This is a genomic window from Curtobacterium sp. MCBA15_016, assembly GCF_001865105.1.
Taxonomy (GTDB): Bacteria; Actinomycetota; Actinomycetes; order Actinomycetales; family Microbacteriaceae; genus Curtobacterium.
Map to the genome: position 1 here is coordinate 1,984 of NZ_MJGR01000033.1, position 930 is coordinate 2,913.

The window sequence follows — 930 nt, forward strand, 5'->3', positions numbered from 1 at the left end:
AGCTCGGCGACGAGGTCGCGCGCGGTCTTGTAGTCGTGCCCCTCGATCCAGCACCAGGCGGACTTGGACACCGAGGTGTCGTTCTGCCAGACGACCGGTGGGATGTCCCCCATCGCACCGCGCTCGATGTCGTAGACGGCAGAGCCGTCCGCGAACGCCTGCCACTTGTAGTTGATGACGACCTCGCGCCCCCACTCGGCGGCACGGTTGTAGTAGTACGCGGCGAGGGTGCGCAACCACGGCTCGAACGCTGGCTGCTCGATCCACCAGTCGAACCAGAGCACCTGCGGCCGGTACTTGTCGATGACCTCGACGGTCCGGAGCAGCCAGTCCTCGAGGTGTCGCTCGTTCGGCGCGGTCTCCTCGCGCTGGGCCGGGCCGTAGAAGTCGATGAACCGCGGGTCGAGCACGTCCGAGTCGAACCGGGCGCCCCCGTTCATGAAGAACCAGTGCTCGGCCCGGTGCGAGGAAGCACCGCGGACCATGAACGCGTCGTCGACCGCCTGGAGCAGGTCGCCGAACACGTCGCGCTCGGGCCCCATCCGCGCCGCGCTCCACCGGGAGCGGTCGGTGTCGTACATCGCGAAGCCGTCGTGGTGCTCGGCGACGGGGACGACGAACTGCGCCCCCGCGCGACGGAACAGGGTCGCCCAGTCCTGCGGGTCGAAGTGCTCCATCGTGAACGACGGGATGAAGTCCTTGTAGCCGAACTCCGACTGCGGTCCGTAGGTGGCCACGTGGTGCTCGAACTCGGGGGTGCCCGCGCGGTACATGTCCCGCGAGTACCACTCGTTCCGGAAGGCCGGCACCGAGTAGACGCCCCAGTGCAGGAAGACCCCGAACTTGGCGTCCTCGTACCAGCGCGGCGGCGTGTACCCGCGGAGCGACTCCCAGGTCGCCTCGTACGGGCCGGCGGCGACGACCTCGGCG

1 protein-coding gene is annotated in these 930 nt (G+C 68.8%); it reads right to left on the reverse strand.

All coding sequences use genetic code 11. The features are described 5' to 3' along the window. Nucleotides 1-930: alpha-L-fucosidase (locus BIV03_RS13295; RefSeq protein ID WP_175475859.1), on the reverse strand; the 930-nt coding region annotated here is incomplete at both ends.